The organism is Acidiphilium sp. PA (genome assembly GCF_026191915.1).
In the GTDB taxonomy this organism is placed as follows: domain Bacteria; phylum Pseudomonadota; class Alphaproteobacteria; order Acetobacterales; family Acetobacteraceae; genus Acidiphilium.
The window spans coordinates 74,230-99,629 of the sequence record NZ_JAIMBY010000006.1; the positions used below are offsets into that span (position 1 = coordinate 74,230).

The 25,400-nt window shown below is 66.1% G+C and carries 27 protein-coding genes; 15 read left to right on the forward strand and 12 right to left on the reverse strand.

Features of this window, described 5'->3' with window-relative positions; genetic code table 11:
- Nucleotides 1-52: 52 nt before the first annotated feature.
- From AruPA_RS10085 to AruPA_RS10120, 8 genes are all read right to left on the reverse strand, one after another.
- Nucleotides 53-880: a patatin-like phospholipase family protein gene (locus AruPA_RS10085; protein WP_265636550.1), complete on the reverse strand. Its 828-nt coding sequence runs from the start codon at nt 878-880 to the stop codon at nt 53-55.
- A 58-nt stretch (nt 881-938) separates the two neighbouring features.
- Complete coding sequence (locus tag AruPA_RS10090) at nt 939-1,685, reverse strand: SDR family NAD(P)-dependent oxidoreductase (protein ID WP_265636551.1); 747 nt, start codon at nt 1,683-1,685, stop codon at nt 939-941.
- 52 nt (nt 1,686-1,737) lie between these two features.
- Complete coding sequence (locus AruPA_RS10095) at nt 1,738-2,802, reverse strand: alkene reductase (protein WP_265636552.1); 1,065 nt, start codon at nt 2,800-2,802, stop codon at nt 1,738-1,740.
- Nucleotides 2,803-2,812: 10 nt separating this feature from the next.
- Nucleotides 2,813-3,178: a helix-turn-helix transcriptional regulator gene (locus AruPA_RS10100; RefSeq protein WP_265636553.1), complete on the reverse strand. Its 366-nt coding sequence runs from the start codon at nt 3,176-3,178 to the stop codon at nt 2,813-2,815.
- An 86-nt stretch (nt 3,179-3,264) separates the two neighbouring features.
- Nucleotides 3,265-4,134, reverse strand: coding sequence for a phosphate ABC transporter permease PstA (gene pstA / locus AruPA_RS10105; protein ID WP_265636554.1), 870 nt, complete (start codon nt 4,132-4,134; stop codon nt 3,265-3,267).
- On the reverse strand, nt 4,118-5,134 hold the full coding sequence (gene pstC, locus AruPA_RS10110; RefSeq protein ID WP_265636556.1) for a phosphate ABC transporter permease subunit PstC: 1,017 nt from the start codon (nt 5,132-5,134) through the stop codon (nt 4,118-4,120). Before pstC ends, pstA begins: the two co-directional genes overlap by 17 nt.
- 259 nt (nt 5,135-5,393) lie before the next feature.
- Nucleotides 5,394-6,470 carry a phosphate ABC transporter substrate-binding protein PstS gene (gene pstS, locus AruPA_RS10115; protein ID WP_265636558.1) on the reverse strand — a complete coding sequence of 359 codons (1,077 nt, stop codon included), beginning with the start codon at nt 6,468-6,470 and terminating at the stop codon, nt 5,394-5,396.
- 165 nt (nt 6,471-6,635) lie between these two features.
- The gene (locus tag AruPA_RS10120; protein WP_265636560.1) at nt 6,636-7,226 is read right to left on the reverse strand and encodes a hypothetical protein; all 591 of its coding nucleotides are present in this window, start codon (nt 7,224-7,226) and stop codon (nt 6,636-6,638) included.
- Between AruPA_RS10120 and AruPA_RS10125 the strand changes: the two genes are divergently transcribed.
- The 3 genes from AruPA_RS10125 to AruPA_RS10135 all read left to right on the forward strand — a co-directional run bounded on the left by AruPA_RS10125 (nt 7,225) and on the right by AruPA_RS10135 (nt 9,099).
- Nucleotides 7,225-7,770 (forward strand): chromate transporter, encoded by a 546-nt coding sequence (locus AruPA_RS10125; protein WP_265636561.1) that lies wholly within the window; start codon nt 7,225-7,227, stop codon nt 7,768-7,770. The two genes, AruPA_RS10120 and AruPA_RS10125, sit on opposite strands and share 2 nt — an antisense overlap.
- The gene (locus AruPA_RS10130) at nt 7,767-8,282 is read left to right on the forward strand and encodes a chromate transporter (RefSeq protein WP_265636562.1); all 516 of its coding nucleotides are present in this window, start codon (nt 7,767-7,769) and stop codon (nt 8,280-8,282) included. Before AruPA_RS10125 ends, AruPA_RS10130 begins: the two co-directional genes overlap by 4 nt.
- A gap of 187 nt (nt 8,283-8,469) precedes the next feature.
- Nucleotides 8,470-9,099: a hypothetical protein gene (locus AruPA_RS10135; RefSeq protein ID WP_265636563.1), complete on the forward strand. Its 630-nt coding sequence runs from the start codon at nt 8,470-8,472 to the stop codon at nt 9,097-9,099.
- 43 nt (nt 9,100-9,142) lie between these two features.
- Here the strand turns inward: AruPA_RS10135 and AruPA_RS10140 are convergent, their stop codons facing one another.
- The 3 genes from AruPA_RS10140 to AruPA_RS10150 are packed head-to-tail and all read right to left on the reverse strand — an operon-like array spanning nt 9,143 to nt 12,050.
- On the reverse strand, nt 9,143-9,610 hold the full coding sequence (locus AruPA_RS10140; RefSeq protein ID WP_265636564.1) for a CinA family protein: 468 nt from the start codon (nt 9,608-9,610) through the stop codon (nt 9,143-9,145).
- Nucleotides 9,607-10,062: a phosphatidylglycerophosphatase A gene (locus tag AruPA_RS10145; RefSeq protein WP_265636565.1), complete on the reverse strand. Its 456-nt coding sequence runs from the start codon at nt 10,060-10,062 to the stop codon at nt 9,607-9,609. Before AruPA_RS10145 ends, AruPA_RS10140 begins: the two co-directional genes overlap by 4 nt.
- Nucleotides 10,059-12,050: a lytic transglycosylase domain-containing protein gene (locus AruPA_RS10150; RefSeq protein ID WP_265636566.1), complete on the reverse strand. Its 1,992-nt coding sequence runs from the start codon at nt 12,048-12,050 to the stop codon at nt 10,059-10,061. The genes AruPA_RS10145 and AruPA_RS10150 overlap by 4 nt, the downstream gene beginning before the upstream one ends.
- 91 nt (nt 12,051-12,141) lie before the next feature.
- On the opposite strand from AruPA_RS10150, the gene dapA reads away from it, so the two are divergent.
- The 10 genes from dapA to motA all read left to right on the forward strand — a co-directional run bounded on the left by dapA (nt 12,142) and on the right by motA (nt 20,883).
- Nucleotides 12,142-13,020: a 4-hydroxy-tetrahydrodipicolinate synthase gene (dapA, locus tag AruPA_RS10155; protein ID WP_265636656.1), complete on the forward strand. Its 879-nt coding sequence runs from the start codon at nt 12,142-12,144 to the stop codon at nt 13,018-13,020.
- Complete coding sequence (smpB, locus tag AruPA_RS10160) at nt 13,020-13,502, forward strand: SsrA-binding protein SmpB (protein WP_265636567.1); 483 nt, start codon at nt 13,020-13,022, stop codon at nt 13,500-13,502. Before dapA ends, smpB begins: the two co-directional genes overlap by 1 nt.
- A gap of 151 nt (nt 13,503-13,653) precedes the next feature.
- Nucleotides 13,654-14,109, forward strand: coding sequence for a cupin domain-containing protein (locus AruPA_RS10165; RefSeq protein ID WP_265636568.1), 456 nt, complete (start codon nt 13,654-13,656; stop codon nt 14,107-14,109).
- Nucleotides 14,110-14,120: 11 nt separating this feature from the next.
- Nucleotides 14,121-14,795, forward strand: coding sequence for a sulfite oxidase-like oxidoreductase (locus tag AruPA_RS10170; protein ID WP_265636569.1), 675 nt, complete (start codon nt 14,121-14,123; stop codon nt 14,793-14,795).
- 75 nt (nt 14,796-14,870) lie between these two features.
- The gene (locus AruPA_RS10175) at nt 14,871-15,356 is read left to right on the forward strand and encodes a peroxiredoxin (RefSeq protein ID WP_265636570.1); all 486 of its coding nucleotides are present in this window, start codon (nt 14,871-14,873) and stop codon (nt 15,354-15,356) included.
- A 2-nt stretch (nt 15,357-15,358) separates the two neighbouring features.
- Nucleotides 15,359-16,453, forward strand: coding sequence for a glycosyltransferase family 2 protein (locus tag AruPA_RS10180; protein WP_265636571.1), 1,095 nt, complete (start codon nt 15,359-15,361; stop codon nt 16,451-16,453).
- Nucleotides 16,450-17,883, forward strand: coding sequence for a glycosyltransferase family 39 protein (locus tag AruPA_RS10185; RefSeq protein ID WP_265636572.1), 1,434 nt, complete (start codon nt 16,450-16,452; stop codon nt 17,881-17,883). Before AruPA_RS10180 ends, AruPA_RS10185 begins: the two co-directional genes overlap by 4 nt.
- Nucleotides 17,880-18,857, forward strand: a complete 978-nt coding sequence (locus AruPA_RS10190; RefSeq protein WP_265636573.1) for a threonine/serine dehydratase — start codon at nt 17,880-17,882, stop codon at nt 18,855-18,857. Before AruPA_RS10185 ends, AruPA_RS10190 begins: the two co-directional genes overlap by 4 nt.
- Nucleotides 18,858-18,909: 52 nt before the next feature.
- A complete protein-coding gene (locus AruPA_RS10195; protein WP_265636574.1) occupies nt 18,910-19,974 on the forward strand; it encodes a flagellar motor protein MotB in 1,065 nt (354 codons plus the stop codon).
- A gap of 39 nt (nt 19,975-20,013) precedes the next feature.
- The gene (gene motA / locus AruPA_RS10200) at nt 20,014-20,883 is read left to right on the forward strand and encodes a flagellar motor stator protein MotA (RefSeq protein ID WP_265636575.1); all 870 of its coding nucleotides are present in this window, start codon (nt 20,014-20,016) and stop codon (nt 20,881-20,883) included.
- A gap of 12 nt (nt 20,884-20,895) precedes the next feature.
- On the opposite strand, the gene AruPA_RS10205 is transcribed toward motA, so the two are convergent.
- Nucleotides 20,896-21,399 (reverse strand): GNAT family N-acetyltransferase, encoded by a 504-nt coding sequence (locus tag AruPA_RS10205; protein ID WP_265636576.1) that lies wholly within the window; start codon nt 21,397-21,399, stop codon nt 20,896-20,898.
- A 316-nt stretch (nt 21,400-21,715) separates the two neighbouring features.
- Between AruPA_RS10205 and AruPA_RS10210 the strand changes: the two genes are divergently transcribed.
- Both AruPA_RS10210 and AruPA_RS10215 read left to right on the forward strand, forming a co-directional pair.
- Nucleotides 21,716-23,959 carry a peptidase domain-containing ABC transporter gene (locus tag AruPA_RS10210; protein WP_265636577.1) on the forward strand — a complete coding sequence of 748 codons (2,244 nt, stop codon included), beginning with the start codon at nt 21,716-21,718 and terminating at the stop codon, nt 23,957-23,959.
- Between the two features lie 4 nt (nt 23,960-23,963).
- A complete protein-coding gene (locus AruPA_RS10215; protein WP_265636578.1) occupies nt 23,964-25,382 on the forward strand; it encodes an HlyD family type I secretion periplasmic adaptor subunit in 1,419 nt (472 codons plus the stop codon).
- Nucleotides 25,383-25,400 lie beyond the last annotated feature (18 nt).

Below are 25,400 nucleotides of genomic sequence, written 5' to 3' on the forward strand. Positions count from 1 at the left end.
GTTGGGCTTTGGCAGCGCCGCCGGGCCGATATCTCCTTTCAACGCGGAGCCGTCACGTCGGCTTTGCGGTCAACGTGCCGAGCGCGGTGGTCGCCGCCTCGAACCCGGCGGCGATCAATTTCTGGCGCACGACCACCGAAATGCCGGTGTCGAAAATCGGCACATCGACCCCTTCGACATAAGCGAGCGCGGTGCCCTCTTTCGGCAAGCTATCCACCACATGTGCGGAATTGGCCAGAAACAGCGTCTCGATATCGCGCATCAACAGCCCGATCAGGCTGGGCGAGCCGACCAGCGGTGTCGGTCTGCCCCCGACAATCACACCAAGGCGCAGCGCCTGCGTAAGCTGATCGACGGGGATATCGTCGAACAAGCCACCGTCCTGCAACCATGATCCCCCGAGGCGGACAGGCGGAAACACCATGGGAAACGCGGCCGAAGCCATCACCGCCTGCCATAACGGGATGTCAGGCGTCGTGCCGCTCCGCCAAATCTCGCTCCGCTCCGTGGTGAGGTTGGAGGCGACAATGGTGCAGGGAACCCGCGTCTGCCCCAGTGTCGCCGCCCCCAAAGTCTGGCGCAACCACGCCTCGAACGGAGCCGGACTGACCAGTCCTTTGGTCAGCAGCAGCCTGATGCCCGCCGTCAGGTAAAAACGCAGCGGCAGCAGGGCCCGGAAATCAGCCGCGAGATATAACCGCTCCAGCACATCCGGCGTCATGCCGGCGGCGTAACTGGCGGCGATGATCGCACCGCCGCTGGTGCCGGCGATTTCCGCCACGGAAAATCCCGCCTGCTCCACGGCACGCAATGCCCCGATATGCGCCCCCAACAACAAGCCCGAACCCGATAATGCAATCCCGATATCGCGTTTTGTCATGCATCGTATCTACCATAGGGTCAGAGGGGGTAGGCAATCGTAAACACCGGCGGTGGTATCAGCTGAGCAGTTGACCGCCATCGACCACGATGTTTTGCCCGGTGATCCAGCGTGCGGCCGGTGATGCCAGGAACAGGGCGACGTCCGCGATCTCTTCGGCGGTTCCCAGCCGTCCGAACGGGATGGAGGCGAGGGTCGTTTCGTATAATTTCGGGTTTTCGTGTTTGCGCTTGTCCCAGACCCCGCCGGGGAATTCGATGGCGCCGGGGGAAATCGCGTTGACCCTGATGTTCTGGCGCGCCAGTTTTGCCGCTTGCGAGGCGGTATAATTGATCACCGCCGCCTTGGCCGCCGCGTAGGGACCACTGCGTGTCGAGGCCCGCATCCCCGAGATCGAGGCGATATTGATGATCGACCCGCCTTCGTCAGCCTGCAGGAAGGCAACCGCCGCCTGGCTCGCCCGCACGATCGCCATGATATCGACGCGCAGCGACGCATCCCACCCGGTCTCGTCATCGGTCATCCCGAAGCCGGACGCGTTGTTCACCAGCACGTCCATCCCGCCCAGCGCCCCGGCCGCCTCGGGAACGAACGAAGCGATCTGCGCCGCATCCGCGAGGTCGCACGGGGCGGCGAACACCGCACCGCCCAGCGCGCCGATCTCCTTGCGTGCCGCCTCCAGCCCTTCGGCCCCGCGCGCGCAAATCGCGACAGAAGCGCCCTCGGCGGCAAATCCCTTGGCGATCGCCAGCCCGATCCCCCGGCTGCCACCCATCACCACCACGCGCCGATCCCTGAATCGCATTGTCATCCCTCCCAAAAAAAACCGGGGCTCGAAGGCCCCGGCCGTTGTCGGATCAGGCCGCCTTCTGTGCCAGCGGATAATCCGTATACCCCTCGGCGCCGCCCTGATAGAACGTCGCCATGCTGAGCGGCGGATTGAGCGGCAGATCGCCGGCAAACCGCGCCACCAGGTCCGGATTGGCGATATACGCCTTGCCGAACGCCACCGCATCGACCTCGCCGGCCGCAATCGCCGCCTCGGCGCTCTCCTTGGTGAAACCTTCGTTGCCGATGTAAACCCCGCCGAACGCTGCCTTCAACTGGGGCCCGATCCAATCCGCCGCCTTGTGCTCGCGCGCCGCAATGAACGCGATGCCGCGCTTGCCCAATTCCCGCGCCACATAGCTGAACGTCGTCAATTTGTCGGAATCGCCCATCGAATGCGCATCGCCGCGCGGCGCCAGATGCATCCCGACCCGGTCCGCACCCCACACGCCGATCACCGCATCCGTCACCTCCAGCATCAGCCGCGCGCGGTTTTCCAGCGAGCCGCCGTAGCGATCCGTGCGCTGATTGGTGCCGTCCTGCAGGAACTGGTCGAGCAGATACCCGTTCGCCCCGTGGATCTCGACCCCGTCGAACCCGGCCAGCTTCGCATGCGCCGCCGCCACCCGATACGCCTCGATCACGCCGGGAAGTTCCGCCGTCTCCAGCGCGCGCGGCGTCACATAGGGCTTTTCCGGCCGCACCAGGCTCACATGGCCCGCCGCCGCGATCGCGCTCGGCGCCACCGGCAGTTCGCCATCCAGGAACATCGGATCGGAAATCCGCCCGACGTGCCACAATTGCGCGAGGATCAACCCGCCCTTGCGATGCACCGCCTCGGTCACCAGCCGCCAGCCCGCGACCTGCGCGTCCGACCACAGGCCCGGCGTCGCCGCATAACCCACGCCCATCGGCGTCACCGAGGTCGCTTCGGAAAGGATCATCCCCGCATCGGCGCGCTGCGCGTAATATTCCGCCATCAACGCGTTCGGAATCCGCACATCGCCGGCCCGCGCGCGCGTCAGCGGCGCCATGATGATGCGGTTGCGGAGCGTGAACGCCCCGGCCTTCAAAGGTTCGAACAATTTAGACATGGTCAGCCTTTCAGGATGATTTCTCTGGTTCAGGAGCACATTCCGGCCGGTCGAGCGAAGCGCGCAGCAGCGCCAGCAGCCGCTCGATCGCCGGATCATCACGTTTGTAGAACACATAGGGCCCGACCCGCCGGCCATTGATCAGCCCGGCCGCCTGCAACGCAGCCAGATGGGCCGAAATGCTGGATTGCGATAGCGGGCAGGATTGTTCGATCTGCCCGGCGCAGACCCCCAGGCTCAATGGCTGCGCCTGTTCGGCGAAATACCGCTCAGGCTCACGCAGCTTGGCCAGAATCGCGCGCCGCACCGGATGAGCCAGGGCCTTGATCCCCTCATCCAACCCGTGCGCCGCGCCTGTGATGTCCACAATCGTCATGGACCGATATATAGATCGGACCTACCCGATATGAAGATCGCAATAACCCGATTTGTGCAATGCAGCGATGCGCGCACGCCGCCGCGTCACACTTTCGGCCGCAACACCAGCCGCACACCGATATTGATCGCCAGCACCACCAGCATCACCAGCAGCGCCGCCGCAAATGCCAGCGCATGCGCCGATTTGTAGGGCTGGTCGATGAACGTCCAGATCACATAGGTCAGATACCCGATCGGCTGATGGATGAATTTGCCGTTCCAGACGTAATTCGACCATCCGGCGGTATAGATCAGCGGCGCCGTCTCCCCCACCGAAATCGCAAGCCCGAGCAGCACGCCGGTGATCACCCCCGGCAACCCGGCCGACAGCACCACCCGGAACGCCACCGTGCGCTCCTGCGCGCCCAGCGCGAACGCCGCCTCGCGCATCGCCACCGGCACCCGCTGCAACGACAATTCGGTGATCCGCGCCAGATACGGCACGATCATGATGGCGAGCGTGATCGACCCCGCCAGCGCCGAAAACTGCCAGCCGAACCCGATCACCATGGTGATGTACGAAAAATACCCCAGCACCACCGAAGGCATGCCGGTCAGCGTGTCGGATAGAAACCGGACCACCGAACCCAGCCGGTTCTGCCCGTATTCCGACAAATAAAGCCCCGCCCCCACGCCGATCGGCACGGCAAACACCAGCGAGCCGAGCGACAGCACCGTGGTCCCCACGATCGCGGCCAGCAACCCGCCCTTCACCCCGTTGCTCGAGGTCGTGAACAGTTTGATCGAAAACGCCGCAGCACCCTTGATCACGACGGTCAGCACCAGATCGAGCAGCGGCACCGCCACCAGCAGAAACGCGAACCCGCACAACCCCCAGCCGACCGCGCTGACGATCATCCGCCGCCGTTCGAGCGAGGAACGCTTCGGCGCGGCAGCTTCAAACGTTACGGACAAAGGTCGCTCCCCGCACGATCACCCGTGCCAATGCATTGACCGCCAGCGTGATCAGAAACAGCACCAGCGCAATCTCCGCCAGCGATTTCACCGCCATATTGGTCGGATCACCCAGCGCGCTGTCCAGCTGCGACAATATAAACGCCGCCATCGTGCTGATCGGCGTGAACAGCGTCTTCGGCAGATAATTCAACGCCCCGCCCGAAACCATCAGCACCGCCATCGTCTCGCCCAGCGCGCGGCCCAGCCCGAGCACCACGCCTCCCACCAGCGTCACCCGCACGGTCGGCAGCATGGTCTTGGTCACCACCTCGAACCGCGTCGCCCCCAGCGCCACCGCCGATTCCCGCAACTCGCGCGGCACCTGGCGCAGCGCGTCATACAGCGTCGTCGCAATGATCGGCGTAATCATCAGCGCCAGCACAATCGCCGCCGCCAGCAGCCCGAAGCCGCTGCCCGTGCTGTTATGGATGTTGAAAAACGGAATGAACCCGAGCACCGCGGTAATCCCCGGCCCAATGTAATGCGAAATCAGCGGCGCCAGCACATAAATGCCCCACAGCCCGAACACCACGCTCGGCACCACCGCGACCAGCTCCACCAGCAGCGACAGCGCCGGCCGCAACCGCTCCGGCGCCGCCTCGGCCAGAAAAATCGCGGTCCCCACCGCCACCGGCAACGCGAACAACAACGCCAGGAACGAGGAAAACAGCGTACCCACAATGAACGCCAGAATGCCGTAATTCGCCCCCAGCGGCACGGAATACCCGCGCGTCACCACCGGGTTCATATATAAATTGCCCAGGCTCCAATCGATCGTACCGATAAACCTGATCCCGTTGAACCCGATCGCCTGCCACGCATACTGCCCAAGAAACAGCACGATCACGAACAGCGCGATCGGAATCAGCAATGCAATCCCGGTCAGCCCCAGTTCAAACCGGCTGCGCTTGCGCTTAATCGGGACGGCGGACGCCGGTGGATCATCGGGCAGGGACATCGATCTTCAACTCCGAATACACCATGACAGGATAAGCTTAACGCAAAGTTAAGCGAAGCAAAGAATCTTCTTTTTTGTGAACAAAAAAGAAGCAAAAAAACTCTATTAATGTGAGCCCGTGCCGCGGCAAACGCCCCAGCCCCAGATAAATAAAAGTTTTTTGCTACTTTTTTACAAAAAAGTAGTCTTCTTCTCCCTACCCTAAAAACACAAAACGCCCCGCCCGAATCGCCGGGCAGGGCGTCCTGCATCACCTCAATCAGCCACCGATCTTGGCGATCTGCGCGGCCGAAAGCTTCTTCACCGCCGGCGGCAGCGCCTTGAACTCGACCTGCTTCAGATAGTGCTCGCTGTTGCCCTGATTGCTGGCCCAGGTCAGCAGCTCCTTCACCGCCTTCGCGGTTGCGGCGTTCTTCTGCTTGGCGTTCACGATCGCATATTCGTAATTGATGATCGGGTAGCTCATCGCGCCGGGCGCGAACACCAGGCTGATCCGCTCATCCTTCGGCGTCTTGCCGACCAGCTGATCCGCGGCCGCGCTGATCGTCTTTGCGGTCGGCAGCACGAACTTGCCTGCCTTGTTCAGCAGCATCGCCTTGCCGAGGTGGGCGGCGGCCACTTCCTTGTAGAACGACACGCCGATATAGGCGATCGCATACGGGTTCTGCTTCAGCGCCTCGACCATGCCGGGGTTGCCGTTCGCACCCAGCCCGCCCTGCACCGCCGGCCACGAAACCGTGGTGCCGTAGCCCACCGTGTTCGCCCAGGACGGCGTCGAGAAATCAAGATACTGGCTGAAAATGAACGTGTCGCCCGAACCATCGGTCCGGTGCACCGGAATGATCTGATGATCCGGCAGCTTCACGCCCGGGTTCAGCTTCGCGATCGCCGGATCGTTCCACTTGGTGATCTTGCCGGTGTAGATCCCCGCCAGCACCGGACCCGAGAATTTCAGATGCTTGTCGTTCAGACCCGGCAGGTTGTAGTTGATCGCCTGCGCCGAAATCGCCAGCGGAATGTTCAGAATATCGGGGTTCTGCTTGATCTGCTGGTCCGACATGTAAGCGTCCGACGCCCCGATCTGCACAACGCCGGAAATCGCCTGCGCGATACCCGCACCCGAACCGGTGCCCTGGGTCGTCACCTTCACGCCCGGATAGGCCTTCTCGAAATGCGGCACCCAGATGTTGAACAGCGGATAGAGCAGGGTCGAACCGGTCTCGACCAGTGAAACACCCGCGGCCTGGGCAACGCCCATGCCGAGCCCGGCGACCAGAGCAGCGGCCGCGGCGGCGCGCAGCAAGGTGGAGCGGCGCAGTTTGGAATCGGATCGCACGATGGATCTCCCTTTCGGTTGCGAACAGCGGATTGATAACCAGCGGGGCTTTAATCTTACTAAATGCCCCTGCCGCGCCGTCTAAGCGATCAACCATGACAAGGCGACGGGGTTTCGATGAAGCTTTCATGACATCGTTGCCGTCATCACGCGTTTGTCAGCCGATCAAGGGTGTGATTCGCGCTTAGCGTGCATCGCTACCGCAATCCGCCCCTCCAGCAGCGCAACCGGCGTCTCCAGCGCGCTGTAGCGAATCGCCCGCCGCGTCACCTTGCCCGCCGCATCGCTCAGATGCAGCGTGAATACCGAGCGGCTGACGAACGCCCCCGCAATCTCGTCCCACCCATACACCTCACGCTGCCCCGGCTGCGCCATCACCGTCACCCCGCCCGGGGCGATGATCGCCCGCGCCCGTACCGCAGGGTCGGCCCGCCGCCGCCGCCACGAGCCCACCGCGGCAATCACCGCCACCGCCCCCGCCACCGGCATCAACAGACTCGCGATCGTCAGAAACACGCTGGGCACCGCATCGCGCACGAACACCACCGGCCCCACCAGCCCGAGCACCAGGATCATGAACGCCACGATCAACGGCGGCGAGGTCGGCGGCGGCCCCGCGCGCAACGCCAGCGCCTCATCGGCCATGAAACCTGGCAGAACCGCACCCGCCGTCGTCGCGTCTTCGCTCATCGCGCAACCCTGCCAACAACCTGCCGGATTGTCGATCACCCCGGCCTCGGCGTACCCTTTTCCCATGGCCGACGAGTTGAACCGCCTGACCCACGCCGCCCTGTTCGAAGGTTTCTTCATCGCCGGGCTGTCCGGGTTCGGCGGCGTGCTGCCGTTCGCCCGCCGGATCATCGTCGATCGCCGCCACTGGCTGACCGATGCCGAATTCGCCGATCTGTTCAGCCTCTGCCAGTTTCTGCCCGGCCCCAACATCGTCAACCTCTCCGCCGCCTTCGGCGCCCGCCACCGCGGCATCACCGGCGCGCTCGCCGCCATGGCCGGCCTGCTCGCCGCCCCCATCACCATCGTCATCACCCTCGGCCTGCTGTTCGAGCGCTTCGGCAGAAACCCCCTGGTCCATCACGGCATCGAAGGCCTCACCGCCGCCGCCTCCGGCCTCATCCTCGCCACCGCGCTGAAAATCGCCGGCCCCGCGCTGCGCATCCCCGCCAGCCTCGCCATGGTGGTGCTCGCCTTCACCCTGTTCGCCATCCTCCACCTCACCCTGCCGCTCGTCATCCTGATCGCCCTGCCGATCTCGCTGCTGCTCGCCGCCCGGCGGGTCAAATGATCCTGCTCACCCTCGCGCTGCTGTTCGCCGAATTCTCCATCCTCGCCATCGGTGGCGTCGCCAGCACGCTGCCCGCCATGGCCCGCGCCGTCGTCGCCCATCACTGGCTCACCCCGGCCCAGTTCGCCGCCCTGTTCGGCGTCGCCCAGTCCAGCCCCGGCCCCAACATGCTGATCTCGACGCTGATCGGCCTGCATGTCGCCGGCCTGCCCGGTGCCGCCGTCGCCACCCTCGGCATGATCGGCCCGTCCAGCACCCTCACCGTGCTGGTCTCGGGCGTGTGGCACCGCTTCCGCGAAGCGCGCTGGCGCCGCATCGTCCAGGCCGCCATCACCCCCATCACCGGCGGCATGGTCCTCGCCGCCGCCACCTTCCTGCTCCGCACCGCCGACCACAACTGGCGCCTCGCCCTCATCTCCGCCGCCGCCGCCATCCTCACCCTGCGCAGCAAGATCCACCCGCTGGCGTTCCTCGCGATCGGCGCCGGTCTGGGGCTGGTGGGGTTTAGTTAAGGGAAGGAAAAGACGTCTTTTTTGGAAAAAAGAAGCAAAAAACTCTTTCAGTCCGGGGCAGGGGGGTTTGGGCGGTCCGCGCGTCAGGGCCACGCAGCTTCCGGCTTTGCGGGCGGGAAAATCCCAGCGGACTAACCGATCGTTATTTTTCTTGCCCACCCCCCGCCTGTCGTGGTCATCTCCCCGCGTGAACACCAACGGCCCCGCCCCGCAAGACCTCGCCGCCGACCGCTTCGCCGCGTTCATGGTCTACCTGTGCGACACGCTGATCGCCGAGGCGTTCGAATCCCGCCTGCCCGGCGCGCTCCGCCACCTGCTCTGGGTGCGCCTCACCAGGCTCGCCGCCCGCTTCGCCCGGTGGTTCGCCAACCCGCCCCCGCACCCCGCAACGCAGCCGCCAGCCCCATCCCGCAACCCCGCCCCGCCGCGCGCCAAACCCGCGCCCGCCGTCCCGGTCGACTACGTCCTGCCGCGCGGCTTCTTCTGGCTGCGCCACATCCTGCCGGTCCGCTTCCACCGCATCACCTGCGCCCAGGCCGAATTGATCCACCTGCTCGAGGATCCGGCCATGATCCAGCTGATCTCCGAAAACCCGTCCCTCGGCCGCGCCCTGCGCCCGCTCTGCCACATGCTCGGCGTCAGCCGCCCACCCCATCTCGCCCCGCGGCCGCCCGCCGTTGCCCGCCGGCCGCACCGCAAACGCCCGAAACAGAACCGCCGGACGCCGCCCGGCGCCATCCCGGACCGCATCACCCCGCCCGGCCCCGGCAGCCGCTTCTGGCCGCCCTGGTACAAACCGCTCGAAAATCCCGCCTGACGCCAGGCCGTCCAACCACACCCAATTCGTTACGATATCGAAACTAAACCACGAGCCGCGCCATCACCATCTCCAGCGCCCAAGCCACCGTCGCCGCCCGCACTGCCGCCCGATCGCCGGCAAACACCCGCCGCGCCGCCACCAGCCCATCCCGCCCGGCCGTCGCCAGCCACACGGTGCCCACCGGCTTGTCCGCCGACCCGCCCTCCGGCCCCGCAATCCCGGTCACCGCCACGGCGACCTCCGCACCCGATCGCGCCCGCGCCCCGGCCGCCATCGCCCGCGCCACCGCCTCGCTCACCGCCCCCTCGGCGGCCAGCATCGCCGCATCCACCCCCAGCAGCGCCACCTTCGCCTCATTGGCATAGGTCACGAACCCGAACCCGAACACCGCCGAAGACCCCGCCACATCGGTCAACGCCGCCGCGATCATCCCGCCGGTGCAGCTCTCCGCGGTCGCCACCCGCAGCCCTAAAGCCTTCGCCCGCGCGACCACCGCCGCCGCGCTCACAACCCGCTCCCCGGCCAGATCGGCCGCAACCCCAGCAAAATCACCGCCACGAACGCCCCCGCGATCCAGTCATCCGCCATGATCCCCCATTCATCCGCCCGCGCATCCGCCAGCGAAATCGGCCAGGGCTTGCGAATATCGAACAGCCGGAACAACAAAAACGCCAGCAGCACGCCCGATCCGGTCAGAAACGGCAGCCCCAGCAGCGCGATCATCTGCCCCGCCACCTCATCGATCACGATCCACCCGGGATCGGCCGCGGCCTTGCCGGTCCGGGGGATTGCCACAAGCCCGATCACGCTCGCCACCACCACCCCCGCCGCCAGCACCGCATGACCATGGTCGAGCAGCACGCACCCGATCACCACGCCCAGCACCGAGCCGAACGTCCCCGGCGCCCAGCGCGCATACCCCACCCCGCACCCCGAAGCCGCCAGCGCCGCCATCTTCATGAAGCCGGCAACCAGCGCGCCAGCGGATTGCGCGCGGCCTTTCCCGCCAGAGCCCGATACACCACGATCCCCTCGGTCACCCGCTGCACGTAATTGCGCGTCTCGGCAAACGGGATCAGCTCGATCCAGGTGATCATATTCACCCCGCCCGAACCCACCGGCAGGCGCGGATCACCGTTGGCCGCCAGCCAGGTCTCCACATTGCGCGGCCCCGCGTTATACGCCGCGATCGCCAGCGGCAGGCAGTTGCCGAACCGGCTCATCAGCGTCGCAAAATACGCCGATCCCAGCCCGATATTCGCCGCCGGATCACCCATCAACCCCGCCGCCGGCAGACCAAGCCCCGACCGCGCCGCAATCATCCGCGCCGTCCCCGGCATCAGCTGCATCAACCCCTCGGCACCGGAGCCACTCATCGCGCCAGGATCGAAACTGCTCTCCTGGCGGATCAGCGATAAAATCACGCTCGGCCCCACCCCGCCCGCCGGCGGATCGGCCGGCACCAGCCCCGCCGGAATCGGCCAGCCCAGCCCCACCAGCATGTCCCCCGCCACACCGGCAATCCGCGCGATCATCACCGCACTCGGCAATTGCCCCAATCCCTCGGCGAGTCGCGCATCGAGGTAGCGATCATCCAGCGCCGGGGCGACCTCCGCCATCCGGTACAAAAACGCCCGCGCCCGGCGCGGCGCGCCCATCTCGGTCAGAACCACCGCCGCCTGCGGCAATTCCCGCTCGGCGAACCCCGCCTCCTCGGCGACGGTAATCCGCGGCGTCGCGATCGCGCGGATCACCCCGCCCAGATGCGCCGCACTCTCTCCCAGCTGCAAGGACGCCAACTGCCCATAATACGTGTCCGGATACGCCGCCGCATCGGTCAGATCCGCGCGCGCCGCCCCGCCGGTTTCGGTCTGCGCCAGCCAGTAGAATGCCCGCGCCCGCGTGATCACCGCCGTCGAATCATGGCTCAGCGCCAGAAACCACGGCCGCGCCAGCGTCGGATCGTTCAGGAACCGCAACGCGATGAAACCCGCCAGAAAATCCCGGCTCGCCTTCTGCGCCGCACTCTCCGGCCGCGCCGCCGCAACGATCGTGTAGGCGTCCCTGGCATCGTTGGTCTGCAGCAAATCCCGCGCCAGGGCCTGCCGCCGGATCCAGAACAACGCCCGCGCCAGCCCGCTCGCCCGCAGCTCCGCCGCACTTCCGCCCGACAGCCAGAGTGCCAGCTTGCTCGCCTGATCCGGCGCCGCCGCCACCGCCGCCAGAAACAACCCCGGCGTCGCCCGCTGCACCGGCGTCAGCGCCGCGAGCATCCCGGCCGCCCCGGTCTGCCCCTGCGCCAACGCCAGCCAGGCCTGCCCGGTCGCCTGGTCGCCGGGCGCGAGCAGCGGCAGCGTCGCCCGCGCGCCCGCAACATTCCCCGCCAGTGCAAACCGTTGAAACCGCGCCCAGTTCGTCTGCGGCGTCAGCATCGGCGCGTATTGCGCCAGAAACGCCGCGGCGTCGGCGGCACCAGTGTATCCGTCGATCCACGCGCGCCGCGCGAATTTCGCCGCCTTGCGCGGATCACTGACATCGAACGCCGCCGCGCAGCGCGCATCCGCCGCCGCGGTCACCGGCAGGCGCTGCCCGCATTCCTGGCGGACGATCCTGTCATCCGGGTCCGCCGCCAGCGCCTCGCTCCAGCGCCGCGCCAGCACCGCCTGTTCCGGCCAGTCCGGATTGCGCGCCATGAACGCGCCGATCTGCACCTCGTTCGCCTCGCCGGGATCGAGCAGCCGGAAATACGTCACCAGCTTGGCCACCAGCCGATCCGGCTGCGCCGCCGCCAGGTTCTGCGCCTGATTCCAGTGGTTCGACCGCACATCGTTCATGATGGTCACGAGCGCCGGATCGGGCGCGGGCGGGGCGGCGGTGGCCCGGGCCGCCGGCGCGCGGGCCGCCCCAAGGGTCATCAACAGCGCCAGCAGCATCGTCAGTCTCGTCATGCCACACGGTTTAGCAGGACTGCCCGCGCGCTCCCATCCCTTGCCCAGCCCCCCGTACTGCGAATAAGTATCCGCCATGGCGGAGACGACAATGTTCCACGGCTCACTGGTAGCGCTGATCACCCCGATGCAGGCCGACGGCAGCATCGACGAGGCGGCGCTCGAAAACTTCATCGAATGGCAGATCGCCGAAGGCACCCACGGCCTCGTGCCGGTCGGCACCACCGGTGAATCACCGACGCTGAGCCACGAGGAGCACAAGCGCGTGGTCGAACTGACCATCCGCATCGCGGCGAAGCGCGTGCCGGTCATCGCCGGCGCCGGCTCCAACGCCACCGCCGAGGCGATCAACCTCGCCCAGCACGCCCAGTCGGTCGGCGCGGATGGCGTCCTGGTCGTCACACCTTATTACAACAAACCCACCCAGGACGGCCTGATCCTGCACTACACCGCCATCGCCGATGCAATCGACATTCCGGTGATCATCTACAACATCCCGTCCCGCTCGGTGATCGACATGAGCGTGGCAACCATGGCCAAGCTCGCCAAACACCGCAACATCGCCGGCGTGAAAGACGCAACCGCCAACCTCTCGCGCCCGCTGCACACCGCGGCCGCCTGCGGCCCCGATTTCTGCCAACTCTCCGGCGAAGACCACACGGCACTCGCCTTCCTCGCCGCCGGCGGCCACGGCTGCATCTCGGTCAGCGCCAACATCGCACCCCGCCTCTGCGCCGAACTGCACAACGCCTGGCAGCGCGGCGATATCGCCGCCGCCATGGCGATCCAGGCGCGGCTGCTGCCCCTGCACGATGCCATGTTCGTCGAAACCAACCCCGCGCCGGCCAAATACGCCGCCTCCCTGCTCGGCTACGGCACGCCCGACTGCCGCCTGCCGCTCGCCCCGCTGAGTGAAGCCGCCCGCGCCCAGATGCACGCCGCCATGGTCTCCGTCGGGTTGATCAACTGATGGCGGAGCCGAAAAAGAAATCGATGCTGATCTCCCACGGCATCGCAGCACAGAACCGCAAGGCGCGCTTCAATTACACCATCCTCAGCACGGTCGAAGCCGGCATCGTGCTGCGCGGCGCCGAGGTGAAATCGCTCCGCATGGGCCGCGCCACCCTCACCGAAGCCTTCGCCGGTGAACGCGACGGTGAGATGTTCCTGTTCAACATGTACATCCCCGAATACCAGGGCGGCGTCCTCTCACGCTTCGACACCAAAGCCCCGCGCAAACTCCTGCTCAAACGCCGCGAAATCAACACCCTGATCGGCGCCGTCGCCCGCGCGGGCTCCACCGTCGTCCCGCTCGACGTCCATTTCAACCCGCGCGGCATCGCCAAAGTCACGCTCGGCATCGCCGAAGGCCGCAAACAACACGACAAACGCGCCGCCGTCGCGAAACGGGATTGGGAGCGGGACAAGGCGCGGCTGCTTCGGAACAGATAAAGCAAGGCGTTCTTTTTTGAAAAAAAGAACCAAAAAACTTTCTGACTCTGGGGCACCGGCGTTTGCACCGGCACGGACCCAAATTAACAAAGTTTTTTGCTTCTTTTTTACAAAAAAGAAGGCCTTACTTAACATTTCCCCGGAGCACCCCATGGACTGGCAACACAACGGCGTCCGCGTCATCCCCGGCGACCAACTCGACCCCAACACCCCGCAGACCCCCGGCATGAGCCGCGCCGCGGCGATCAACCACGCCCGCGTCGGTGCGCAGAAACTCTGGGCCGGCACCGTCACCATCGATCCCGATGCCAAGACCGGCGCGCATCATCATGGCGCGCTGGAGAGCGTGATCTTCGTGGTGAAGGGCAGGGCGCGCATGCGCTGGGGCGAGCGCCTCGAATTCACCGCCGAAGCCGGGCCGGGCGATTTCATCTTCATCCCCCCCTACGTGCCGCACCAGGAAATCAATGCCAGCACCGATGAACGGCTGGAATGCATGCTGGTCCGCTCCGACAACGAAGCGGTGGTGGTCAATCTCGACATCGAACCGGTGGAAACCCCCAGCGAAGTCGCCTGGATCGACCCGATCCACCAACACAAGCACTGAAAGACGCCGTCATGACCGAGACCGACAAGGACAGCATCAGCCTGTTCGGCCAGATCAAGGACAAGCTGATCGGCCGCAAACAGGATTGGTCGCGCGACGGCCGCGCGCTCACCGGCACCACCGCGCCGCACGCCCAGCGCCTGCCGCCCGGCCAGCGCCTGGTGACCGACTGGCCGGTGCTCGATCTCGGCATCCAGCCGGAGATCCCGCACGCCGCCTTCCGCCTGACCATCGACGGCGACGTTGCCAACCCGGTCACGCTCGACTGGAACGCCCTGATGGACCTGCCCCAGCACGACAGCGTGTCGGACATGCACTGCGTCACCACCTGGTCGCGCTACGACAACCATTGGCGCGGCATCCGAGTCGCCACCATCCTCGACCTCGTCCAACCGCACAACACCGCCACCCACGTGCTGTTCGAATCGCACGACGACTACACAACCAACCTCACGCTCGAACAATTCGCCGCCGAGGATTGCCACCTGGTCCACACCTGGGAGGGCAAACCCATCTCGCGCCAGCACGGCGGCCCGCTGCGCGTCCTGGTACCGCGCTATTATCTCTGGAAATCGGCCAAATGGGTCCGCCGCATCACCTTCGCCACCGCCGACCACCCGGGTTTCTGGGAAACCCGCGGCTACAACAACAACGCCGACCCCTGGCTCGAAGAACGCTACAGCTGAGCGGGTACCGCTTCACGGATCACGGCACTTCAGCTACCAGACCGCTGAGCGATCCCCCAATCAGGAGACCAGACCATGATCAAAGTCGGTGACAAGCTGCCGTCCATGAAACTGATGACCCCCGGTGCCGAAGGCCCGCGCGAGGTCGATACCGCCGATCTGTTCGCCGGCAAGACCGTGGTGATGTTCGCCGTCCCCGGCGCCTTCACCCCCACCTGCAGCGCCAAGCACCTGCCCGGCTTTACCGAGCATTACGACGCGCTGAAGGCCAAGGGCGTCGATTCCATCATCTGCCTCGCGGTCAACGACGTGTTCGTGATGGGTGCCTGGGCCGCCAGCCAGAAGGGCGCCGAGCACATCACCTTCCTGGCCGATGGGTCGGGCATGTTCACCCGCGCGCTCGGTCTCGAGCTCGATCTCGTTGCACGCGGCCTCGGGGTGCGCAGCCAGCGGTTCGCCCTGATCGCCAAGGACGGCGTGGTCACCCATCTCGCGGTCGAGCAGGCCGGCGGGTTCGAGGTCAGCCGCGCCGAGGCGATCCTGGAGGCGCTGCCCGCCTGACCATGACCGATGCGCCAGCTCCGGCGCTCTGCGTTGTCGTGCCGTGCTACAACGAAGCCCTGAACGTCGCCCCGATGGTCGCGGCCCTCGATGCCGCGCTCACCGGCATCGCCTGGGAAGTCGTGTTCGTCGATGACGACAGCCCGGATGGCACGGCCGATACGGTCCGCGCGATCGCGCGCACCGACCCGCGGGTGCGCTGCCTGCGCCGGATCGGCCGGCGCGGCCTGTCCTCGGCGGTGATCGAGGGTGCCTTGTCGAGTTCGGCCGATTTCATCGCGGTGATCGATGGCGATCTCCAGCACGACGAAACCCGCCTGCCGATCATGCTGGAAACCGTCGCAAACGGTGCGGATATCGCGATCGGCAGCCGCCACGTCGGCGATGGCGATGCCGCGGGCCTCGCCTCGCCGCTGCGCGAACGCCTGTCCGCCGGCGGCATCCGCCTCGCGCAGATGCTGGCGCGCGCACCGGTCAACGACCCGATGAGCGGATTTTTTCTGCTCCGCCGCACCAGGTTCGAAGCGCTGGCGCATCGGCTGAACGGGCAGGGGTTCAAGATCTTGCTCGACCTGCTGCTGGCCTCGCCGCAGCCGCTCACAATCGTCGAGGTGCCGTACCGGTTCCGCCCGCGCGCCGCCGGCCAGAGCAAGCTCGACATTCTGGTGCTGGTGCAGTTCGCCGGCCTGCTGATCGATAAATCGCTGGGCGGCATTGTGCCGCTGCGCTTCCTCGCCTTCGCGCTGGTCGGCGCGTTCGGCATGCTGGTCAATCTGCTGGTCACCGGCGCCGCCCGCCGCCTCGGCCTCGATTTCGGTACCGCCCAGACCATCGGCACGATCATCGCGATGGTCGCGAATTTCGAGCTGAACAACCGCCTGACCTATCGCACCCTGCAGCTGCGCGCCGGCGGCTACTGGCGCGGCCTCGTATTGTTCATGCTGGTCTGCGGTCTCGGCGCGATCGCCAATATCGGCATCGCGCGCGCCCTTTATCACGACAACACCGCCGGCTTCGCGGCGAGTGCCGCGGGTGCCGCGATCGGCGTGGTCTGGAATTACGCGGTATCGGCCACGCTGGTCTGGCGCGCACGGTGACCCCGCGCGCCTGGCTCATCCTGCTCGCGGCGCTGACCGCGCTGCGGCTGATCGTCGCCGCAATCGTCCCGCTCGCGCCGGACGAGGCGTATTACTGGCTCTGGTCGCGCCACCTCCAGCCCGGCTATCTCGACGATTCGCCGCTGATCGCGTGGTGGATCCGCATCGGAACCGCGGTGGGCGGCGCATCGACCCTGGGGATCCGCCTGCTCTCACCGATCAGTGCGGCCATCGGCTCGCTCCTGCTCTGGCGCACCGGCGAGGATCTGTTTCCCGCACGCAACGCCGGGCTGATGGCGGCGGTACTGCTCAACGCCACGCTGCTGCTCAACGCCGGCGCGATCATCACCACGCCCGACACACCTTTATTATTGTTCTGGACCGCCACACTCGCCGCCGTCGCGCGCTGGCATGCCACCGCCGACGACCGCTGGTGGCTCGCCGCCGGCATCGCCGCCGGCCTCGCGCTCGATGCCAAATACACCGGCCTGCTCATCCTGGTCGCGATCGGGCTGTGGCTGCTGATCACCCCGCAAGGCCGCTCTGCCCTGGCGCGCCCGCTGCCCTGGCTCGGTCTCGCCCTGTCCTGCGGGGTGTTCGCCCCGGTCATCCTCTGGAATGCCGATCACGGCTGGGCCAGCTTCGCCAAACAGGGCGGCCGCAGCGCGCATCTCGATCTCGCGGGCGCGCCCGCCCATCTGGCGGGGCTGATCGGCGGCCAGATCGGTCTGGTCACGCCCGGGGTGATCCTGTTGATGACGATCGGCCTCTGCCGCGCGCTGCGCCGCCGCAGCCCCGCCGGCGATCTGGTCGCGCTTACCGTGCTGGTTCCCGGCGCGGTGTTCGCCGAACATATCCTCTCGGGTCCGGTGCAGCCCAACTGGCCGGCCATCATGATCCCCGGCGCCGCGCTGGCCGCCGCCGGTGCCGCGCCCGCCATCACAAGCCGCTTCATCACGCCGGCCGCCGCACTGGGTGCGGCGCTGTCCGCCCTGGTCTATGCCCAGGCGGTCGCGGCACCGCTGCCGCTCCCGGCCGCGCGCGATCCCACCGCCCTGCAACTCGCCGGCTGGCGCGGCCTCGCCACGGCGTTGGATGCGCTGGCGCGGACCCATCACGTCGATACCATCGGCGCGGTCGATTACGGTCTGGTCGCCGAACTCGGCCATGACGCGTCATCCCATCTCGCGGTGGCCGGCATCGGCGCGCGCTGGCAGTATTTCGCGCGCCCCCGGCTGAGGGCCGGCCAGACCCTGCTGCTGATCGCGCCGGTTTATCTGCCCGCCCCGGTCGCGCCGCGGTTTACCCGCATCGTTTTCCTCGGCACGATGGCGCGCCGGCGCGCCGGCGCGGTGATCCGATCCTACAACGTCTTCGAGGTGACATTCATGGGCCACGCACAATCCGCCATCATGAGGGCCGCCCGATGACCCCGACGCCCGACGATGTACACCGCGCCGCCGCGCTGATCGGCCCGCATATCGTCCGCACCCCCACGCTGCGCTCGGCAGCGCTCGATCAACGCACCGGCACGACCGCCTTCGTCAAGGCCGAACCCCTGCAACGTACCGGCAGCTTCAAGCTGCGCGGTGCCACCAACGCGCTGCACCTCCTGCCGGAAGCGGTGCGGCGGCACGGCGTGGTCACCTATTCCTCGGGCAATCACGGCCAGGCGATCGCCTGCGCCGCCGCGGCGCTCGGCATCGGTGCGACCATCGTGATGCCGGCCGATGCGCCCTCGATCAAGCGCGAAGCGACCGCCGCCTGGGGTGCGACGATCGTGCCGTTCGACCGGCGGACCGAGGACCGCGCCGCGATCGGCCGGGACATCGCGGCCCGCACCGGCGCCGCGCTGATCCCGCCGTTCGAGCATGCGGACGTGATCGCCGGGCAGGGCACGCTCGCGCTCGAACTGGTGGCGGATGCGCGCGCGGCGGGGGTCGAACTCGATATCATGCTCGTCTGCACCGGTGGAGGCGGCCTCACCGCCGGCTGCGCGCTGGCGCTGCAGAGCGTCTCGCCGGCGACGCGCCTGATCGCGGTCGAACCCGAGGGCTGGGACGATACCGGCCGCTCCCTCGTCGCGGGCAGCCTTGTCACCAACGACGGTGCCGGTTCACCGCTGTGCGACGCGCTGCTGGCGATGGCGCCGGGCGCGTTGACCTTCTCGATCAACCAGCGCCTGCTCGCCGGCGCGGTGGCGGTGGCCGATGCCGCGGTGCTGCGCGCGATCGGTTTTGCGGCGAAACACCTGAAACTGGTCGTCGAGCCCGGCGGCGCGGTGGCGCTCGCGGCGCTGCTCGGCGAGGCCCTGCCGCTGGCGGGGCTTAGCGTCGGCGTCATCCTGTCCGGCGGCAATATCGACCCCGCGATCTTCGCCCGCGCATTAACCGACCCCGATTAGTCTTTCGTTAACCCCGCCCCGCGATACTGCCCCCGAAGGCGGTGCAACAACGATGGCTTCACGGAAACCACGAGCGGGCAAGGCGGGTAATCAGGCGGTCAACGTCATTATCCGCAAGGAAGAGATTGTCGAGGGCGGCCATCATGGCGGCGCCTGGAAGGTCGCCTACGCCGATTTCGTGACCGCGATGATGGCGTTCTTTCTGCTGATGTGGCTGATCAACGCGACCACGCAAGCCCAGCGCATCGGCCTTGCCGATTATTTCAGCCAGGCGAATGTGCTCAACCGCGGCGCCTCCGGCGAAGGCAAGCCGTTCGGCGGCCGCACGCCGTTCGATCACGGCGCCCTGACGTCCGATCTCGGGGCCGTGCGCGTCACCGTCGGGCACAATCCGGTCCCGCCCACCGTGCCGCACGTGCCGCAGGGCGAGCAGATCCGCCCGGTCAACGCGACGGGCGAACATCTCGCCAATGTCACGACGACCCTGCAAGGCACCGCCCACCCTGGCAGCGGCGCGGTGCCGAGCATGGCGCCCCCGGCCGCGCCACCCGCCAGAGCCACGGTGGCCGCCGCCGTTGCCAACGGCGGTCTGGCCCCCGGCGATCTGGGCCACCGCCGCTTCGCCGCCGCTTCCCATGCGATGAAACAGGCCATCGCGGCCGATCCGTCGCTGCGGGTGCTTTCGCATCAGGTCAGCATCCACGAAACGCCGCAGGGGCTCGAAATCCAGATCATGGACACCCACAAGCGGCCAATGTTCAAACTCGGTTCATCCGAACCCAACGCCATGACCGGCGCGCTGATCCGCAAGATCACCCCGATCCTGGTCAAGCTGGCGGACCCGATCAAGATTTCCGGCTATACCGATGCGACACCTTATGTCGGCACCGGCCAGAGTAACTGGGATCTATCGGTCGAGCGCGCGAACGCGACGCGCCGCTTGATGGAACAGGCCGGTCTGCCGAAACCGCTCGTCAGCGCCGTGGTCGGCTATGCCGATCACGATCTGCTGCTGCCAAAAACGCCGCGCGCCGCAGGCAACCGGCGGGTCGCAATCCTGGTCTTGCGTCCCGCACCGGTGAATGGGGTCAAAACATATGGTGCGACCGCACCATGACCCGATATTCGAAGATCCATTTGAATAATTCGGTGAGTGATGCTGACTTTGGGAGGCGTGGCTTTTCTGCTCGTCTGTGTATTCGGGGTATTTATCGCCACCGGCGGCGCAATCGGGCCCTTGATGAAATCGATGCCGCTGGAATTCGTCACGATCGGCGGGGCCGCGATCGGTACGTTCATCGCCGGCAATTCGATGCACCACATCAAACACACGCTGGGCGATTTCAAGAAGGTGATGAAGGGCGGTTCCTTCAAAAAATCCGACTATACCGAACTGCTCTGCATGCTGTTCTACCTGGTGCGGCTCGCCTCGACCAAAGGGGCGATGGCGCTCGAAGCCCATATCGAACGGCCGGAGGAAAGCCCGGTGTTCCAGCATTTTCCGCGCATTCTGAAAAACCATCACGCAACCGCCATCATGTGCGACTATCTGCGCATGGTCGGCATGAACGCCGATGATCCGCACCAGATCGAAGACGTCATGGCCCGCGAACTGCGCAAGACGCTGACCGAGGAACTGCACGGTGCCCACACCTTGCAGACCATGGCGGATGGGCTGCCCGCGCTCGGCATCGTCGCCGCCGTGCTCGGCGTCATCAAGACCATGGCCCACATCAGTCAGCCGCCCGCCATTCTCGGCGAAATGATCGGCGAGGCGCTCACCGGCACATTCCTCGGCGTTCTGCTGGCGTATGGCATCGTCGGCCCGCTCGCCGTGCGGATGCGCGGCGTGGTCGAGGAGGATTCGCGCTATTTCGAAGTGATCAGGGCCGTGCTGGTGGCCCATCTGCACGGCAACGCGCCGCAGGTCAGTGTCGAGATCGGGCGTAAAATGGTGCCCAACCTCCATATGCCGAGTTTCTCCGAGCTTGAGGAATCGGTACAGACCTTGAAAATCGGCGCCTGACGATGTGCGGGTTCAAATATCGGTGTCGAGTCCGCGTTGCATGATGATCACATCAAGCCAACGGCCAAATTTGAACCCGACATCGCGCAGCGTGCCGACGCGCTGAAACCCGAGGCTCGCATGGACCCCGATCGAGCCGGTATTCTCGGAATCCCCGATCACCGCCAGCATCTGGCGAAACCCGCGGGCCCGCGCATCGCTCAGCAACCGCGCGACCAGCGCCTTGCCGACCCCCTGACCCCGCACATTCTCGCGGACATAAACACTGTCCTCGGCGGTGAACCGATAGGCCGAGCGCGCGCGGTACTGATCGAAATAGGCAAACCCCAGCAAACCGGTCGCATCGGTCGCCACCAGCCAAGACCGGCCGGCGCCCACGATCTGCCGATGGCGCGCCGCAATCTCCTCGAGTGCCGGGGGAATTTCCTCGAACGTGCCGGTGCCCTCAAGCACATGATGGGCGTAAATCGCCTGGCACTCGGGCAGATCCTCAGCGGTCGCGGCGCGGATTTCCATGGGCAATCGACTCCAGGTGAACGAACCTCAGTGATGCCGCCGCCACCGCGACATCGCAAGAGCCCGGGGCCGATCCATCCCGCCCGCGGCCACCCATCCGGTCGATCGAGCGGTCCATCCGGCTCTGGAAGCGGACGCAGGTTTTGTGCTATTATCGAGACCGGGTTGGAGATTTGATCTATTTCATTGAATTCTGCCGCCGTTTCTGGTCTGTTGCAGCGCGGCGTAAACCGTGCGCATCTCAATCGCGTTCGCCATGCATTTACCGTCACCCGGCAAGACCCAGACCGGGCCAATACAAGGGACATCTCGCCCCATGAATGATATCGTCGACAGCGCCGGCGCCGCCTCCCCCGATCGCGGTAACGAGCAGACCGAGGCGGAACACGTCCGCATCCTCGCGGTCAAGGCCGCCGCACGGTTCCACGGCGTCGATCTCGCGACCGAGACGCTGACGCTCGATCCCAAGGACCCGGTGCCATCCTCGCCGCATCTGGTCGAATGGCTGCGCGAATCCGGCCTGTGGGTGCGCGGCATCATGCTGAATTTCCGTCAGTTGATGAAGGTCGAAACCACCGCACCTGTCGTCCTCCTGCTGCGCGACGGCGGTGCCGCGCTGATGGTCTCGCACGATCGCGACCGGTCGATCATCTTCGTGCGCGACCCGCGCGCACCGCTCGGCTCGGCACCGATCGCGGTCGATGAAATCCAACTGCGCCAGGTCTGGGATGGCGCGGTGCTGCTGATCCGCGGCGAGCGCGACGGTCAGGATGTCGAGCCGCCCTTCAATTTCTCCTTGCTGTGGCGCATGGTGCTGATCGAGAAGCGCATCCTGCGCGATGTCGCGATCAGTTCGATCACGCTGACCATCCTGCAGGTCCTGCCCATTCTGATGATCATGGTCGTGCTCAACACCGTGATCATTTACAAGAGCATCAACACCCTCATTCTCGTCACGCTGGTGTTCATCGTCTGCATCCTGTGGGAAGCGCTGCTCACCTGGGGACGGCGGATGATGCTGGTCATCCTGTCCACCAGGATCGACGCCCGGCTCAACCTGATGATCTTCGATCGGTTGATGACCCTGCCGATCGATTTCTTCGAGAAAAACCAGGCCGGTGATCTGTCCTACAAGGTCGGTCAGATCTACCGGGTGCGCGATTTCATCACCGGCCGGCTGCTCTCCACCTTCATCGACATGTTCATGGTCGCGCTGATCCTGCCGATCCTGTTCTACCTCGATGCGTTCCTGGCCTGGACCATCCTGATCGCTTCCGGCATCATCGCCGTCATCATCACCTCGTTCCTGCCGGCCATCGCGCGGCTCACCGGCAAGATCATCGAGGCGGAAAGCCTCAAGGGCGCAGTCCTGGTCGAGAGCATCTACGGCATCCGCACCGTCAAGGCGCTCGCGCTTGAAAAAGTACGCGCCGACGAATGGGACGCCCGCGTCGCCCAGACCAGCAGCCTCAACATGCAGATGGGCAAGCTCTCCAACTGGCCGGTCGTGCTGTCGCTGCCGTTCGAGCGCTACGCCCAGGGTGGCGTCCTGCTGCTGGGTGGCTACATCGCGCTCACCTCGCAGAATCCGCTGGCGCTGGGTGGCCTGGTCGGCTTCATGCTGCTCGGCGGCCGCGTCGCCGGGCCGCTGGTCTCCTTCGCCCGGCTGATCCAGGATGCGCAGGAAGCGCGCGCCGCCGTCGCGATCGTCGGGCAGGTGTTGAACCGCCCGACCGAGCGCCGGGCGCTCAACACGGGCCTGCGCCCGCAGTTCCGCGGTTCGGTCGCGTTCGAAAACGTCACGTTCAGCTACGAGGGCACCAAGACGCCGGCGCTGAACAAGGTCAGTTTCGCAGTGCCGGAAGGGACCATGCTCGGCATCGTCGGGCGGTCGGGCTCGGGAAAATCGACCGTGACGCGCCTGCTCCAGGGCATCAACCGCGAATACACCGGCGCGGTCAAAATCGACAACACCGAGCTGCGCGAGATCAACCTGCGGCATCTGCGCAGAAGTTTCGGCGTCGTGCTCCAGGATAATTTCCTGTTCCGCGGTTCGGTGCGTGACAATATCATCGCCGGCCGCCCCGGCCTCAGCTTCGAGGATGCGATCCGCGCCGCAAGGCTGGCCGGTGCGGAGGAGTTCATCGAGCGCCTGCCGCAAGGCTATGAAACCTTCATCCAGGAAGGCTCGCCCAACCTGTCCGGCGGCCAGAAGCAGCGCCTCGCGATCGCCCGCGCCCTGATCGCCGACCCGCGCCTGCTGATCCTCGATGAAGCGACCAGCGCGCTCGATCCGGAAAGCGAGGCGCTGATCAACGCGAACCTGCTGCGCATCGCCAGCAACCGGACCATGGTGATCATTTCGCACCGTCTCGCCTCGCTGGTCGAATGCGACCAGATCCTGGTGATGGATTCGGGCCAGGTGGTCGATCTCGGCAAGCATGGCGAGCTGGTCGAACGCTGCGCGATCTATCGTCATCTGTGGTTGCAGCAGAACCGCCACATGAACCCCGAAGGGGCGCGCAACGCACCGACCCCGACACTCGCGCAGGGAGACTGAGCCGATGGCAAACCCAACCCCGCCGCGCGCATCCGGTGCGACCGGCTCCGGTCTCGCCCTCGCCAGCCCCGCCCAACTCGGCGACACGCCGATGGCGCTGCTCGAGTTCCAGTCGCCCACCGCCGCGGTCATCGCGATCCCGGTACCCGCAATCTCGCGCTACACCGCGCTCATCGTCACCGCGATGGTGTTCGCCCTGATCATCATCGCCTCGACCGTCCGGGTCAGCAAGGTGGTTACCGCCCAGGGCAAGCTGGTCTCCTCCGCACCGACCATCATGCTCCAGCCGTTCGATACCTCGATCGTCCAGTCGATCGACGTGCACGAAGGCCAGATCGTTCACAAAGGCGAATTGCTCGCCCGGCTGAACCCCACCTTCGCGCGGGCCAACCTCACCGCGCTGCGCGCCCAGGTCGTCGCCCTGGCGGCCCAGCAGGCAAGGCTGGTCGCCGAAGCCACCGGCAAGACCTACGCGCCATCCCACCCCAACCCCGCCCAGGCGCTGCAAGCCGCGATTTTCGCGAGCCGCAAGGCCGAGCGGACCTACACGGTCGAGAATTACGATCAGAAGATCGCCGAACTCCATCTGATCGTGACCAAGAGCGTGCAGGAAGCCGGGTTCTTCAAAAAGCAGGTCGGTGTCGCGCAGGATGTCGAGAACATGCGCAACCAGCTGCAGAAAATGCAGGTGGGCAGCAAACTCAACTCGCTGCTCGCGTTGAACGACCGGCTGACCGTATCGAGCTCGCTGTCGAGTGCGATCGCCACGGCCTCGGCCGGCGAGCGCGATCTCGCGGCCCAGCGCGCCGAGCGCGACGCCTATGAGAAGAAATGGGCGGCCGCCGTCTCGGAAGATCTCGCCGAAACGACCAGCAAGCTGGTCACGGCGCAGCAGGATCTGTCCAAGGCGCAGTTGCAGAGCCAGCTGGTCGTGCTGCGCGCGCCGCGTGACGCCATTGTTCTCACGGTCGCGCATGTATCGGTCGGCTCGGTTTTGCAATCGGGCGAGAAATTCATCTCGCTGGTGCCGGTCGATGCGCCGCTGACCGTCGAGGCCGATATCAGCGGCACGGAATCGGGCTATGTCCATATCGGCGATCCAGTCACGATCAATTTCGACACGTTCGATTTCCTGCGCTACGGCTCGGCCAAGGGCACGCTGAAATCGATCAGCGCCGACAGTTTCAGCCCGGAGCAAACCCCGGGCGAGGGTGGGTCCGCGCTGCCCAACCGGCCGCATTCGCTCTATTATCGCGCCAATATCTCGCTCGACGAGTTGATGCTGCACAACGTGCCGCCGGGTTTCCGCCTGGTGCCCGGCATGCCGCTGAACGCGAACATCAAGGTAGGACGCCGCACCATCATGTCGTACTTCATCACCAAGATCATGCCGGTCGCGTACGACAGTATGCGTGAGCCGTGATCGGCGCCTGTAGCGGTC